The sequence below is a fragment of the Cupriavidus sp. L7L genome (genome assembly GCF_004353535.1).
GTDB classification, from domain to species: Bacteria; Pseudomonadota; Gammaproteobacteria; order Burkholderiales; family Burkholderiaceae; genus Cupriavidus; species Cupriavidus oxalaticus_A.
The window spans coordinates 73,094-86,831 of the sequence record NZ_SMNY01000002.1; the positions used below are offsets into that span (position 1 = coordinate 73,094).

The following is a 13,738-nucleotide window of genomic DNA, read 5'->3' on the forward strand; positions in this document are numbered from 1 at the left end:
GCTTAGTGTTCCAGGGCTGGTGCCAGCGCCGCCAGCGTGCGCACGGTAGCACCGCGATGCATCCCGGCAAAGGTCTGCGCATGCGCCCGCATATCCGCCAGCCGCGCGCGGTCCGCCAGCACGCTGCCCGCGGTGCGCACCAGCTCATCCGCATTGTCCACGCGCAGGCATGCACCCGCGGCAATGGCGTCTTCGGTCGCCTGCGCAAAGTTGAAGGTGTGCGGGCCGATCAGCACCGGCGTGCCGACCGCGCACGCCTCGATCAGGTTCTGCCCGCCCAGCGGCAACAGGCTGCCGCCGATAAAGGCGAGGTCCGATGCGGCGAAGTACATCGCCATCTCGCCCATCGAATCGCCCAGCAGGATATCCGCGTCCACGGGCGCCGTCTCGGCATCGAGATCCAGCGCACTGCGGCGCGCCACCGAGAATCCCGTGCGCGCCGCCATCGCCGCCACTTCATCGAAGCGCTGCGGATGCCGCGGGATCAGCAGCAGCAACGGGCGCGGCACGTCGCCGGCCAGCGCCTGCCAGCGCGAGAAAGCATCGAGCAACAGCGGCTCCTCGCCTTCGCGGGTGCTGGCGGCGGCCAGCACCTTGCGGCCATTGAAGACCTTGCGCAGCCGCTCGCCCAGCGCGACCCCCGCCGGCGCCGGCTGCATGTCGAACTTGAGGTTGCCCGTGATCTGCACCGCCGGCACGCCCAGCGCGCGAAAGCGCTCGGCATCGCCGGCGGTCTGCGCCAGCACGCCGGCAAAGTCCCGGTACATGGCCGACGCCGCGCGCCCGAAACGCGCCGTGCGCCGGAAGCTGCGCGGCGACAGGCGCGCGTTGACCAGGTACAACGGCACGCCCGCCTTGCGCGCGCCGTGCACCACATTCGGCCACACCTCGGTTTCCATCAGCATCCCCGCCTCGGGCCGGAAATACCGCAAGAACCGCCGCACCAGCCATGGCAGGTCGTACGGCAGGTAGCACTGCAGGATGCGCGGCTCGTTGCCGAACAGCTGCGCGCCGGTCTGGCGGCCGGTCGGCGTCATGTGCGTCAGCAGCAGGCGATGGTGCGGATAGGCGCCGAGCAAGGACTCGATCAGCGGCTGCGCGGCACGGGTCTCGCCCACGGACACGGCATGGACCCACAGCCATGGCCCCTGGTTCGGCAGGCTGCCATAGACGCCCAGCCGCTCGCCGACATGGTGCAGGTAGCCGGGCTCCTTGCGCGCGCGCCATGCCAGCCGCAACAGCGCCAGCGGCAGCACCGCCACCCACAACAAGCTATAGATCAGGCGCAGCATCAGGCAGCGACCCCGCGCACGCGGCAGGCAGCCTCGTAGACTTCATCGACCGACGGCACCACACCGTCGTCGCCGACGTTGGCGATGCGGTCGGACCAATACCCTTCCGTCTTCCAGCGCCACGTCGCGGTATAGATTTCCACCGTCGGCCGGCACAGCGCCGCCGCGATGTGTACCAGGCCCGTATCGACCCCGATCACCACTTCGGCCCGGTTGATCAGGCCAAAGCCCTGCATCACCGAGAACTTCGGCAGCACGCGGGCCTGCGGCACGCCCGCGGCAATCTCTTCGGCGGCCTGGCGCTCCTTGTCGTTGCCCCACGGCAGCAGCATGGTCAGCCCTTCGGCGGCCAGGCGGTTGCCCAGCGCGTGCCAGTTCTGCACCGCCCATTTCTTGCGCGCTCCCGCCGTCGCGTGGAAGCAGACGGCATAGCGCGCCGGCAAGTCCGCCCATAGCGGGTCGTCAACATGCAATGACTGCGCCGCCGGCCCGAAAAACCGTGGCGGCTCAGCTGGCGCGATCCCCGTCAGCGCCGCGCCCAGCAGGCGCGAGCGCTGCACCGAATGGGTCTGGCGCGGCACGCGTACCGCGTCCGTGTACAACAGGCGCGCCGCCGGCTCATAGCCCGAGCCCTGCGTCGCATTACCCAGCCCGATGATCGGCGCACCCTGCGCACGCGTCGCCACGCGCGCCACCACTGCGGTCTTGAGCAGGCCCTGGCTTTCGATCACGGCGTCGTAGCGCTCCCGGCGCAAGGCATCGCGCACGGCACCGATCTCCTGCCAGGTCGCGCCCTGCAGGATACGCTTGCGCCAGCGCCGCAGCGCAAACGGGATCACCCGCCGCACCTCCGGCAACAGGCGCACCAGCTCGACGTAGCCCTCTTCCACCACCCAGTCGATCTCGGCGCCAGGCCAGCGCGCGCGCAGGTCGTGCACCAGCGGCATGTTGTGGACCACGTCGCCCAGCGACGACACCTTGACCAGCAGGATGCGCGGCCGCTCTGGCAGCGTGAACGGCACCGCGGCCGGCATGGGCTGCGCCGCGCCGGCTGCGGTGGGGGCATCCGGCGATGCCCGCGGCACCGCCGTGCGCTCAGAACGGGAGTTGAGCATCCGGTTTCTCGGCCAGGATCACACGCTTGAACTCGGCCTGGATGCGCGCCAGCGCGGCGTCGTTGTCCGCTTCGAAACGCATCACCACCACCGGCGTGGTGTTCGACGGACGCGCCAGGCCGAAGCCATCGGCGTATTCCACGCGCACGCCATCGATCTTGTTCACCTCGCGCGCTCCCTCAAAGGTGGCGTTCGCCTTGATCTTGTCGAGCAGCGTGAACGGCTCGCCCTCGGCGCACTTGAGCTGCAGCTCCGGCGTGTTGTTGGCGTTCGGCAGCGCGTTCAGCACCGCGCTCGGATCGGCGTGGCCCGACAGGATCTCCAGCAGCCGGGCGCCGGTGTACAGGCCATCGTCAAAGCCATACCAGCGGTCCTTGAAGAACACGTGGCCGCTCATCTCGCCGGCGATCGGGGCGCCGGTCTCCTTCAGCTTGGCCTTGACCAGCGAATGGCCGGTCTTCCACATCAGCGGCTCGCCACCGTGCTCGCGGATCCACGGGGCCAGCTTGCCGGTGCACTTCACGTCGTAGATCACCTGCGCACCCGGATTGCGCGACAGGATTTCCTCGGCAAACAGCATCAGCTGGCGGTCCGGGAAGATCACCTGCCCGTCCTTGGTCACCACGCCCAGGCGGTCGCCGTCGCCGTCGAAGGCCAGGCCGAGCTCGCAATCGGTCTCGCGCAGGGTCTTCATCAGGTCCTGCAGGTTCTCGATATGCGCCGGATCGGGGTGGTGGTTCGGGAAGTTGCCGTCGACGTCGCAGAACAGCTCGGTCACTTCGCAGCCCAGCCCGCGGAACAGGTCGCCAACGAAGGCGCCGGCCACGCCGTTGCCGGCATCGAGGGCGATTTTCATCGGGCGGGCGAGCTTGACGTCGCTGATGATGCGGTCGAGGTACTTTTGGCGCACGTCGACTTTCTGGTAGGTACCTGCGCCGCTGGTGAAGTCGCCCGCCTCGATGCGCTGGCGCAGGCCCTGGATCTGCTCGCCGTAGATAGCCTGTCCGGCGAGGACCATCTTGAAGCCGTTGTAGTCAGGGGGGTTGTGGCTGCCGGTGACCATGATGCCGGAGGTGGAACGGACGCCATTGAGCTCGATGTTGGTACCGAAGTAGACCATCGGAGTGGCGACCATGCCGAGGTCGAGGACGTCCAGGCCGGCGGCGCGCAGGCCTTCTACGAGGCCGGAGATGAGGTCGGGGCCGGAGAGGCGGCCGTCGCGGCCGACTACGACGGTTTTCTCGCCCTGGGCGGCGGCGGCCGTACCAAAGGATTGGCCAATATCCCGAGCCACTTCACGAGTCAGGGTCTTGCCTACGATTCCGCGGATGTCATAGGCCTTAAAGATGGAGGGGTCGATTGCCATATTTTTTCCGTATACGCGACAGCGCGACGGTCTGTCGCGGTCGCAAGTAGTCAACACAGCCGCTATTGTGCCGGATTTGGAATCGAGGGCCGGCTTCTCGGGGGGTTTATAATGCGCTCCGCTGCTTTGCTCGTTGCAGTACGCCCATTGCCGATACTACCCCGACAGACCCACCCGGCCTTTGCAAGCCAACGATTTCCGGTGCCGAAGGCGCCTTTGTTCCTGGCCAGCCTGTTCCCGTCCGTATGTCGTACTCCCCAGAGCCAGTTGGTCAAACCTTGGCGCCAGCCGAGCGTCACAAGATGAAGCTGCCAACGCGTATATCGTCAGAAACCACCCGCCGTCGCAGCCGCATGCTTGCATGGGGTGCCTTGGGCCTCCTGCTCTACGGATTGGCCGCCCTTGGGGGCCATGAAGCCACACGCCATGGCTGGGTCACGCAAATCTTCCTGAACACCATCGGCATGTCCGTGGTGCCATATGCCATCGCCTGCATGCTGCTGGACCGCACCATCTACGTTCCGGCAGTCGAAGGCAACAGCATTGTGGCGCTTGCGACACTGGTCCCCTTCGCCGTCCTCCTCGCCACCTGTGCGGTTTTCCGCATTGAATATTCGCGGGCCGCAATGCTGGTCTGCATGACGATCACTATGTTCTGGCTGTGGAGTGGCTACCTGCGCTTCGTACGCCACTACGTGCCGACGTTCGGCTACACCGACCCCCAGTCGCTCGAACACCTGAACGAACTGCTGGCAATGCCAGGGGCGGCGCGCAGCGCGCACGCCGAGTTCCACCGCATCACCACGCTGGCGGAAGCCGCCGACTGCGACGGCCTGATGATGGAGCGCAGCGCTGCCGTCGACCCGCAACGCACCCGTACGCTGGCGCGCTACAAGCTCAGCCATGTGCACGTCTATTCCGTCGAACGGATCGCGGAGCTGCTCACCGGCCGCCTGGCCCTGACGCACATCGACGAGAACTTCCTGGACGACCACGCACAGAACTTCCTCTATGCGCCATTCAAGCGCCTGGGCGATATCGCCGCGGTGCTGCTGCTGGCGCCGCTGGCCATCCCCATCGGGCTGGCCGTTGCCGTGGCCATCCGCATGGAGTCGAGCGGTCCGGCCATTTTCCGCCAGGAACGCGTGGGCCTTTACGGCAAAGTGTTCACGATGCTGAAGTTCCGCAGCATGGCCGATGAACCGGATACCGAGGCCCAGTTCGCCGCACATTCCGACCCCCGCGTCACGCGTGTGGGCCGCGTCATCCGGAAGTACCGGCTCGACGAAATTCCTCAGCTGTGGAATGTACTGGTGGGCGACATGAGCCTGATCGGACCGCGTCCCGAACAGTCCTCGATGGTCGAGTCCTTCTCCGAGACGATCCCGTTCTATCCCTACCGCCATCTCGTGCGCCCGGGCCTGTCGGGCTGGGCGCAGGTCCAGCAAGGCTATGCCGCGAGTCACGAGGAAACCATCACCAAGCTTTGCTATGACCTCTACTACGTCAAGCACTGCTCGATGGCAATGGACCTGTTGATCGCCGGAAAGACCATGCGCACGCTGCTGACCGGCTACGGCGCGCGCTGATGCTCGGCGTGGCCCGCATGATCTTTCTCCCCGCCCGATGCGCATCCTGCTGCTGACGACAGGACTTCGGCTTGGCGGCGCCGAGCGCCAGGTCGCGGACCTCGCACGCCAGTTCGTCGCCTTTGGGCATGATGTGGCGGTCGTCAGCCTGACACTTGCTCAAGAGGTAGCGCTGCCGCCGGAGGTGACGCTGCATCGCGTGGACCTGCATAAGGATCCGCTCCGTTTCCTGCTCACCTTGCAGGCCGTGCGCAAGTGGGTCGCGCGCTGGCGGCCGGACATCATCCACGCGCACATGTTCCACGCCAATATCTTCGCGCGGCTGCTGCGGTCGCGGCGGGCCGGCGGCGCGCGTATCCCCGTCCTCTGCACCGCGCACAGCTCGCGCGAGGGGGGCAGGCTACGCATGCTGGCATATCGGCTGACCGATGGCTTGTGCACAGCGAACACCCATGTCAGCGCGGAAGGCATGCAGTACATGCTGGACGTACGCGCCACGAAGGCCGGGCGGATCAGCGTGATGCCCAACGGCATCGATACAGACCGGTTCTGCCGCGACTCGCAGGCGCGTGCGCAGACACGCCAGGCACTGGGAGTCGGCCCCGATGCCAAGATCGTGCTCAATGTCGGCCGGCTGGTTCACGAGAAAGATCAGCAGCGCCTGATCGAGGCATTCCGCCAATTGGCGGACGATCCGGAGACCGGCGCAGGCATTTGTTTGCTGATTGCCGGCGATGGCCCCCTGAAGGCAACGCTGATACAGCACGCAGCTGCGCTCGGGCTCTCCCACGCCGTGCGGCTGCTCGGCCCCTGCGACAACGTTCCGGCGCTGATAAACGCCGCCGACCTGTTCGTACTGTCCTCTGTGCGCGAAGGCCTGCCCCTCGTAGTAGCCGAGGCGCTCGCCTGCGAGACGCCGGTGGTGGTCACCGACGTATCAGGCGTCCGCGCGCTGCTGGCGGCGTCGGGCAGCATCGTGCCGGCAGGCGACACCGATGCGCTTGCGCGCGGCATGCGTGCAGCCCTGCTGGGCCGGCAGGATGTTGGGGCAGGCCGCGCCCACGCCGTTGCCGCATACAGCTTGGTCAGTGTCGCCCAGCGCTGGATCGACCTGTACCGGGAGCTCGTGCAGCGTCGGGGAGCCGCCATGCCCAACGCCTCCGGCAAGGCCGACCATGCGTAGGCAGATCGCGCGCAACGTCGTCTGGCTGCTCGGCGAGCGGGCTCTTCAGATCACTGTCAGCATCGCCATCGTGGCATTGATTGCACGCGGCGTCGGACCGGAAGGCTTTGCGCATTTTCAGTATGCGCAGTCGCTGGTGCTGATTGCGGCGTCAATCGGTTTGATCTGCGGCGGCGAAGTCGTGGTGCCTCGGCTGGTGGCAATTCCCTCGGCCGAAGCGCAGTACCACTTGATGGCGCATGTCTTCGGCCTGCGCCTGGTCGCCGCCATTGCCGGCTACTTCATCCTGGTCGCAGCCACGGTGCTGACCGAGCAGGACGCCACAACGCTGCACGTCGCGGCGATCCTGGGACTTTCCATCTTGCTGCGGGAGCCATTTGGCGTGGTGACCGCCTGGATGCAGGCGCAGACCGACAATCGGGCAGGCGTCGCCTTCAGCTTGTCGGCGCTTGCGCTCAAGGCCGCCCTGATTGCCATGCTTTATTTTTCCGCGGTACATGTCGTCCATGAGTACGCGTGGGCGTTTGCACTCGAATCGGCGCTGCTTTCAACTCTGCTCGCCTGGCACTATGCGCGCCGCCGACCGCGCATCCGCCCGACGCCCGACCGTGAACTGCTAGCGAGCCTGGTACGGGACGGATCGGTGTTTTGGGTCAGCATGATGCTGCTGTTCAGCGCGCGGCGCATTGACCAGTTGCTGCTCAAGCCTCGCGTTCCGCTCACCGACTTGGGGGCCTATGCGGCGTGCATGCAAGTCCTGGACAACTATGTATTACTGGCCACGATCATTGCCAGCTCTGTTGCCCCGCTCGCAATCTATGCGCAACCAACTTTCGCCCAGGCACGTCGCAACGTGTTACGGTTCGCCGGCGGGATGGCAGCAATCGGAATGACCGGCGGCATCTTCATTGCCCTAAGCGCGCCGTGGATCGTGCATCTGCTCTATGGAGGCCGTTTTGAAGCGACCGTCAGCCTGCTGCGCCATGGCGCATTGGGCTCCGGTCTGGTCTTCGCAGACGTAGCCCTCTCCCTCCTTGCCATCCACCTGAGGAAGCCTGGCTGGCTGGCCGCCAAATCCTTACTTGTGCTCGTCACCACTGCGACGATCGACCTTATCACGATCCCGAAGTTTGGCGCAGAAGGTGCCGTTATCGGCTATATCGCTGGCAATGCAATCGCCGTCGCTTCAGGGATTGGTCTCGTGATGCTCTCCCGGGATCCTGAAACTGCGGAACGAGAGGAATAAACTCGAGCCTGGGGTGCTGCTTCGAGTTCGGCTCGATGCGAGCATTCGGGCGCCCCCTGCGCCTCACCGCTCACGGCGTTGCAAAACTAGGGTTCTGCTAAAATCCGCCCGTCCAGCGTGATCCTTTCTGGGCTGAAGAGCTGCGATGCAGAGCTACACGATTGAGTGTTCATGCATTGAATGAACCTCGAAATAGACTGCGACAAGGATGGAAAATAGTACTGACGAACGTCCAGCCCGAGCCATGCCGGGTGCCCCGGACGCCCCCGCCCGGCAGCCTGACAAGCAACAACTGAATGGTACTCATGTTGCATTCGTGGCGAACTCGAGCTGGTCTATCCAACAGTACCGTAGCGGTGTCGTTCGAGCCTTGCTCGCACGCGGCGCCAGAGTCAGCATTATTGCCCCGCCGGATCGCGCCTCCGAATCCCTGCAAGCGCTTGGTTGCGAATTTCATCCCCTGACGCTATCTGCCAGGAGTGCCAACCCCCTGGCCGACTGGAAATGCTTTAGCCAGTTGGCCAAGCTTTACCGGCAACTCGAGCCCGATTGCGTATTCCAGTACACAATCAAGCCCAATATCTATGGGTCATTTGCTGCACGGCTATCCCGGATTCCGTGCTTCGCCGTAACGACTGGGCTTGGCTTTGTGTTCATCAATGACAATCTCGTGGCGCGCATTGGGCGGGCTCTCTACCGGGTTGCACTGCGCTCCGCCAAACAAGTCTGGTTCCTTAACCGAGACGACTTGCAGGAGTTCCTGGCACGCAACCTGGTTAGGGAGCAGCAGACCTTCGTGCTTCCCAGCGAAGGGATCGATCTCGACCACTACGCCCCGGGCGAATCTCAGGACAGAGAAGACGGCGTCTTCCGTTTTCTCCTGGTCGCGCGAATGCTATGGGACAAGGGGATCGGAGAATATGTCGAGGCGGCGCGTCGTATCCGTGAGGAGCATCCGCATGTCCGGTTCCAGTTGCTGGGACCCGCTGACGTCGAGAATCCCAGTGCAATTTCGCGCACACAACTCCTGGCATGGCAGGACCGGGGGCTAATCGAGTACCTTGGCTCGGCAGCGGATGTAAGAAGCGCTATGGCCAACGCCGACTGTGTCGTCCTGCCGTCATACCGCGAAGGGGTGCCGCGCACGCTACTCGAAGCAGCATCTATGGCCAAGCCAATTGTGGCGACCGATGTGCCGGGATGTCGGGATGTGGTCAGGGATGGGCTGACCGGCCGGCTTTGTCGGGCACGGAATGCAGATGAATTGACAGCAGCTTTGCTGGCGATGTGTCGTTGTAGCCGTGACACGCTACAGAAAATGGGCCAGGCAGGACGGCTGGATGTCGGAAGTCGGTTTGGCGAAGCGCAGATTGTTGATATCTACCTTGAGACAATTAGCAGGCTACACAACGCTATAGGGCGTTAGCTATACCTAGAGTGGCCATAGTCAGCACTTGACCACCATTCCCCCGTTGCTAAGATAAACAACACAGCGCCGATCAGATGTGCTGCTGGGCGCCACTACAACCAGCCCGACGCCCCCCGACTGCCAGTCTTAGCATGCCTGAACCGCTTGATGAAGCAGGGCTGGTCGCAGGGAAGACGTAGCCGGGTCCGGTTAGGCCCGCCCGACCGCGGCGGCACTATTCAATGCTTCGCATAGTCTTCTGTCAGGCTCCAGGATTTGGTATTCAGATTCAACTTGCATACTGACTCGACACCGTGTTTGCGTGCGTAGGCACGCATGCGGTCGTCATAGTTCGCGCCATTTGGATGACCGAAATCCCAGTCTTTGGGGTTGAAGGACGCAATACCGTTCAATGTTGAAATTCCCACTAGCTGCGCGATCAGCATTGCCGATACGTTGTGAGCGTACAAGTTGTTAATCGCGGCGGGGAAACCCGGGATATCGTCCTGGCCGTTCCACCCCGACACATAGAAGGCCTTGCAAGCTGGCGGAGGCTGCTCTGCCAACCGGATTCGTTCGATCTCCGCATTCCTATCCAACGCTTGATGGGACTTGTTCAGTTCTCCGGCAAGTAAGAGTCCGACAATCAGCACGAGTATCGGTCGAGAAGCCTCCGTCTTCGACAGGAACTGGACTGCGATAACCATGACAGGAAGCGCCAGAAGAATCTGCAACGCGGAAACAACATTCAATGCCTGCGCACCTGGGAACCATTGGTATACGAAGTACCAGGCGCTGTGACCTCCAACGTTAAGCGCCAATCCCCATGCAATCAGCGCTGCAATAACCACTGCGGGCGCAAGGAGATCACGAGATGACCAGTCGCGGCGCAGCAGCAATGCGCCTACGCCACACGCGAACAGGAAGAATACAATCGGCGTCACACCCGTGTTGTAGTACTCACCGTTGGGACGATAATTCGGAAAAATATAGGAAATGATAGCGTTGTAAATGGGGCCGAACAGCAGGTTCTCATGCCCAACCTGAAGCACGTTCTGCAGAGGGATCGTATTCGGGGCAACCGTTTCATAGGAGCGGACCCCAACTTCCATGGATTTCGGCAAGAACGCGTAGATGAAGGGCGCCATTGCCACGGCTGTAACAATCAGCACCAAAGCTAGCGAAAGGTAATGCTTGCGAAATGCTTGGCCCAGCAACTTCAGACCATCGTGACCGCCAAAGGCCACAACGACTATCAGAAGTATGGTAAGGAAAAAGCTGAAGAACCATGCCATGTAGAAGCAGGTAAGGCACCACATGCCAAGCAGAACCCCAGCGCCGGCCCCAAACCAGCGAAGCCTTTGGCCGTCACTCGTCAGGAACGCTTTAACGGCGATCCAGACCATGGTCCCGACCACAGGCGTGAGTGCCACAGTCGCAAGCTGCAGTCTTTGGCCATGAACTGTCATGGCGTTGCTCAACGTAAACATTGCCGCTACAAGCAACGCCCATGAGAATGGCAGCGCAAACACCCTTCTAGCCATCCACCACGCACCGAAGAATCCAACTGCCTTCAGGATGACCCCGCTCAGTTCGGTTGCCAGGAACGGATCAAGCCCTAGAGCGCGAAACGGAAAATACGCCACCCCGACCAGGAAATAGGCATCCGTCTGGGCAATGGTGCGGCCGTATGGAAAAAAATAAGCGACCTGAGTCCACTGCGCCTCGCCACGGAAAACGTGATACCAATGCTCGAGGATGGTGACAACGATGACCATGTCATAGCGATCACCATGGAGAGTCGTGAATTTGTTGGCAAGCTGGTAGCGCAGCAGCACACAAATGCATGCTGCGAACGTGAGGAACAGCAATGCGACTTGCTTCGGAACGCGCCAGCGCGCCGCAATACGGAGGGGAACTGAAACCATCACTCAGGATTTAACCGCAATCACAATACCGGCCAGGATCAGTGCGACGCCGACAAAGTACTGCGGCTGAAATCGCTCTCCCAGAATGAAGTAGCTGCCAATCGGAACCATAACGAATGCCAGCGCCATGAGCGGATAGGCGCGGCCAAGCTCGATACGCTGCAACACCCATACCCATGCGATCGTCGTAATCCCATAGAGCGCAAAGGCGATAAATAGTATGGTCGCAGTCCGGAAGTCGAAGAAGGTGCCCGCCTGACGCAGCGAGGCAGCACTGAGTTTGAAAAGGATCTGGCCTGCGGCAATACCGATAACGCACAGGATTGCTGTGAAATACACCATAAATTGTCCTTAGTCCCGAGCGGTACAACGACTCAGGTTTCTCGCCTGCAGATGAAGCGGGCGCTTCGGCACCGAAGCGATATCGTAGCCAATGAACGCCAGGATGAACTGCATCCCGAGGAGAACAGGCAGGGCCGAAACCATCACGGTGCCTGCCGGCGTTGGCAGCCCGGTTCGCAATGACGCAAACCAATGGGCGGCGCCGAAACCCAGGCCGACGATGGTCATCAGAATGCCGACAGGCAACTCAATCGATGCGAGCGACATATCGCGAAGATAATAATTATAAAAGATGCGCTTCAGAAAGTTGCGCATATGCTTCGCAAGAAATTCCCCAATAATCTTCGATATTTTCAGATTACTGACCTCGCTCCCATAGCGCGCGTCCATAGGAATGTCCACAACCACGGCACGAAGTGTGTTGAGACGAAACAGCATATCGGTCTCGAAGAAGTAACGTGTACTGATCTTCCCCATCGGCAGATATCGTGCGACGTCACGATGGATAGCTGTATATCCGTTGGTCGGATCGAAAAGGTCCCAATAGCCCGATGACAGCTTGGTGAGAAAAGAAAGAACTGCATTGCCGAATAGCCGGATTGCCGGCATTTCGCGAATCCTTTCTAGATTGAAAAACCGGTTACCTTTTGTATAGTCAGCTTCGCCGGCGGCAATGGGCTCGACGAAATCCATAATTAACGCCGGATCCATCTGGCCATCACCATCGAGCTTTACAATGACCTCCATGCCATCGTCGATGGCGGCACGATAGCCGGTCATGACGGCGCCACCCACACCCATGTTGACGGGATTGCGCAGCACTACCACGCGCGGATCAGAACAGTTTTGCTCGACATACGATCCCGACCCGTGAGGGCAACAATCGTCGACTACATAGATGCGCGTCACCTCAGGAATGATCTCCTCGATCACCTGAAGTATATGATCCGTAACCTTATAGCTCGGAATGACAACACCAATCCGAATTGTGCTTTTCATTAACCCTCCAAGTACTTCTTCACCAGTCGCGGCGATAGTTGTTCTTGTATTGCCGCCTGCAAGTACGCCCATCACTCACGCGGCACAGACATGCCTTTCGTGGCACGGGCTCCAGCTGAATCCAAGAGTCGCGCATTGCCACATACTGTTTGATAGAGGTCGGCATATGACAACGTCATGCGATCCGCAGTAAAAATCGTCTCAAAGCGCCTGCGCGCCTCCCGGCCCATCCGCTCGACCTCTTCCGGATGCGTGGCAAGCCGGTCCATGGCCAGACGCAAAGCCTGTGGATCTCGCGGCGGCACGACAAGGCCAGTCTTCTCGTGAATGTTGACGAAGCTACTGCCAGTACCTATCTCCGCAGAAATCAGCGGCTTGCCCGACATGGCGCCCTCGACCAGCGTGATACCGTAAGCTTCCGAGCGGAGATGAGATGGAAAAACCACTGCAAGGCACAGTTGCAATAGCGCAATTTTGTCTTCTTCGGGCAACGCGCCAAGAAATTGCACATTATCCAGCTTCAATTCCGCAGCCTGCCGACGCAGATCGCTCTCAATCGGCCCGGAGCCAACGATAACCACCCGCACATTGCGGTTGGTGGACCTTGTTGCTGGTCCAAGGGCATCCAGCAAGATGTGCAGGCCCTTGTAGTACCGGATCACGCCGACGAACAGAAAAAAACCTTCACCTACGCGGCCGCGCCAAGCGTCAACGCGCCTGGAATCCGGGCGGGGATAGGCCGATTCGTTAAGACCGATCGGAATTACCGAGACCTTGTCCTTGTACCGCTGCAACGTCGGGCTCGTTTCGACATAGTTGGGTGACGTCGCAACGATTGCCTGCATGCTGTCGAGAAACCGACGCTGGAGCGGCTTGTACAACTGAAGCAACACCTTTTGTCGGACAATATCGGAATGATAGGTTGCCAGAGCCGGCTTGGCGGGCCGTCCCAAAGCATGCAAGATATCGGCGAACGGCCACGGGAAATGGTAGTGCACCACATCGGCCCAGCGCAGCGCCTCGCGAAATGGACCCAGCGCACTCACCGAAAATGGGGTGGACGCGACATCGACCGTGCAAGGTACCTGGATGACTTCGACCCCATCCTCGTGTATCACCCGTACGTCGCGGGCAAAATGGCTTGGCGCAAACACTTTTGACGTGACGCCGTAGGCCGGTCCCGATGTCGCTATCTGGCGGATCACCTGCTCGACGCCCCCAAAAGAATCGGGATAGTACGTCTTAAAGACCTGAAGTACCCGCATGTTGT

The 13,738-nt window shown here is 61.6% G+C and carries 11 protein-coding genes; 4 read left to right on the forward strand and 7 right to left on the reverse strand.

Features of this window, described 5'->3' with window-relative positions; genetic code table 11:
• Window positions 1-2: 2 nt before the first annotated feature.
• Genes waaA through E1J61_RS01695 form a run of 3 tightly spaced genes read right to left on the reverse strand, consistent with a single transcriptional unit; the run spans window position 3 to window position 3,773 of the window.
• Window positions 3-1,292 (reverse strand): lipid IV(A) 3-deoxy-D-manno-octulosonic acid transferase, encoded by a 1,290-nt coding sequence (gene waaA, locus E1J61_RS01685; RefSeq protein WP_133092450.1) that lies wholly within the window; start codon window positions 1,290-1,292, stop codon window positions 3-5.
• A complete protein-coding gene (gene waaC / locus E1J61_RS01690; RefSeq protein WP_133092451.1) occupies window positions 1,292-2,407 on the reverse strand; it encodes a lipopolysaccharide heptosyltransferase I in 1,116 nt (371 codons plus the stop codon). Before waaC ends, waaA begins: the two co-directional genes overlap by 1 nt.
• The gene (locus tag E1J61_RS01695; protein ID WP_133092452.1) at window positions 2,388-3,773 is read right to left on the reverse strand and encodes a phosphomannomutase/phosphoglucomutase; all 1,386 of its coding nucleotides are present in this window, start codon (window positions 3,771-3,773) and stop codon (window positions 2,388-2,390) included. The genes waaC and E1J61_RS01695 overlap by 20 nt, the downstream gene beginning before the upstream one ends.
• Window positions 3,774-4,075: 302 nt before the next feature.
• Here E1J61_RS01695 and E1J61_RS01700 point away from each other — a divergent pair, with 302 nt between their 5' ends.
• From E1J61_RS01700 to E1J61_RS01715, 4 genes are all read left to right on the forward strand, one after another.
• Entirely contained in the window at window positions 4,076-5,362 is a 1,287-nt protein-coding gene (locus E1J61_RS01700) for an exopolysaccharide biosynthesis polyprenyl glycosylphosphotransferase (protein ID WP_133092453.1), read from the forward strand.
• Window positions 5,363-5,399: 37 nt separating this feature from the next.
• Window positions 5,400-6,545 (forward strand): glycosyltransferase, encoded by a 1,146-nt coding sequence (locus E1J61_RS01705; protein ID WP_133092454.1) that lies wholly within the window; start codon window positions 5,400-5,402, stop codon window positions 6,543-6,545.
• Window positions 6,538-7,791, forward strand: coding sequence for a lipopolysaccharide biosynthesis protein (locus E1J61_RS01710; RefSeq protein ID WP_133092455.1), 1,254 nt, complete (start codon window positions 6,538-6,540; stop codon window positions 7,789-7,791). The genes E1J61_RS01705 and E1J61_RS01710 overlap by 8 nt, the downstream gene beginning before the upstream one ends.
• Before the next feature lie 244 nt (window positions 7,792-8,035).
• Window positions 8,036-9,217, forward strand: coding sequence for a glycosyltransferase family 4 protein (locus tag E1J61_RS01715; protein WP_371702489.1), 1,182 nt, complete (start codon window positions 8,036-8,038; stop codon window positions 9,215-9,217).
• A 221-nt stretch (window positions 9,218-9,438) separates the two neighbouring features.
• On the opposite strand, the gene E1J61_RS01720 is transcribed toward E1J61_RS01715, so the two are convergent.
• From E1J61_RS01720 to E1J61_RS01735, 4 genes are all read right to left on the reverse strand, one after another.
• Complete coding sequence (locus E1J61_RS01720) at window positions 9,439-11,130, reverse strand: hypothetical protein (protein WP_133092457.1); 1,692 nt, start codon at window positions 11,128-11,130, stop codon at window positions 9,439-9,441.
• Entirely contained in the window at window positions 11,131-11,469 is a 339-nt protein-coding gene (locus tag E1J61_RS01725; protein ID WP_133092458.1) for an EamA family transporter, read from the reverse strand. It abuts the gene before it with no gap.
• 9 nt (window positions 11,470-11,478) lie between these two features.
• The gene (locus tag E1J61_RS01730; RefSeq protein ID WP_133092512.1) at window positions 11,479-12,468 is read right to left on the reverse strand and encodes a glycosyltransferase family 2 protein; all 990 of its coding nucleotides are present in this window, start codon (window positions 12,466-12,468) and stop codon (window positions 11,479-11,481) included.
• Window positions 12,469-12,539: 71 nt separating this feature from the next.
• Window positions 12,540-13,733: a glycosyltransferase family 4 protein gene (locus tag E1J61_RS01735; protein ID WP_133092459.1), complete on the reverse strand. Its 1,194-nt coding sequence runs from the start codon at window positions 13,731-13,733 to the stop codon at window positions 12,540-12,542.
• Window positions 13,734-13,738: the final 5 nt, after the last annotated feature.

What these genes read in the sequence shown, in the direction of transcription:
- waaA (WP_133092450.1), bottom strand. Translation starts at nt 1,292, where the DNA reads ATGCTGCGCCTGATCTATAGCTTGTTGTGGGTGGCGGTGCTGCCGCTG.
- waaC (WP_133092451.1), bottom strand. Translation starts at nt 2,407, where the DNA reads ATGCTCAACTCCCGTTCTGAGCGCACGGCGGTGCCGCGGGCATCGCCG.
- E1J61_RS01695 (WP_133092452.1), bottom strand. Translation starts at nt 3,773, where the DNA reads ATGGCAATCGACCCCTCCATCTTTAAGGCCTATGACATCCGCGGAATC.
- E1J61_RS01700 (WP_133092453.1), top strand. Translation starts at nt 4,076, where the DNA reads ATGAAGCTGCCAACGCGTATATCGTCAGAAACCACCCGCCGTCGCAGC.
- E1J61_RS01705 (WP_133092454.1), top strand. Translation starts at nt 5,400, where the DNA reads ATGCGCATCCTGCTGCTGACGACAGGACTTCGGCTTGGCGGCGCCGAG.
- E1J61_RS01710 (WP_133092455.1), top strand. Translation starts at nt 6,538, where the DNA reads ATGCGTAGGCAGATCGCGCGCAACGTCGTCTGGCTGCTCGGCGAGCGG.
- E1J61_RS01715 (WP_371702489.1), top strand. Translation starts at nt 8,036, where the DNA reads ATGCCGGGTGCCCCGGACGCCCCCGCCCGGCAGCCTGACAAGCAACAA.
- E1J61_RS01725 (WP_133092458.1), bottom strand. Translation starts at nt 11,469, where the DNA reads ATGGTGTATTTCACAGCAATCCTGTGCGTTATCGGTATTGCCGCAGGC.
- E1J61_RS01730 (WP_133092512.1), bottom strand. Translation starts at nt 12,468, where the DNA reads ATGAAAAGCACAATTCGGATTGGTGTTGTCATTCCGAGCTATAAGGTT.
- E1J61_RS01735 (WP_133092459.1), bottom strand. Translation starts at nt 13,733, where the DNA reads ATGCGGGTACTTCAGGTCTTTAAGACGTACTATCCCGATTCTTTTGGG.